At 55.2% G+C, this 248-nt stretch carries 1 rRNA gene; it reads right to left on the bottom strand.

The features are described 5' to 3' along the window. Positions 1-248, bottom strand: a 16S ribosomal RNA gene (locus M3212_RS21905); the annotation flags it as partial.

The following is a 248-nucleotide window of genomic DNA, read 5'->3' as shown; positions in this document are numbered from 1 at the left end:
CCCGGGAACGTATTCACCGCGGCATGCTGATCCGCGATTACTAGCAATTCCGGCTTCATGCAGGCGAGTTGCAGCCTGCAATCCGAACTGAGAATGGCTTTATGGGATTGGCTCCACCTCACGGCTTCGCTGCCCAATGTACCATCCATTGTAGCACGTGTGTAGCCCAGGTCATAAGGGGCATGATGATTTGACGTCATCCCCACCTTCCTCCGGTTTGTCACCGGCAGTCACCTTAGAGTGCCCAA

Source organism: Halalkalibacter oceani (genome assembly GCF_023715705.1).
Classification (GTDB): domain Bacteria; phylum Bacillota; class Bacilli; order Bacillales; family Bacillaceae_D; genus Halalkalibacter; species Halalkalibacter oceani_A.
The sequence above is the reverse complement of the archived record's forward strand: the minus strand, read 5'-3'. Positions and strand labels throughout refer to the sequence as shown.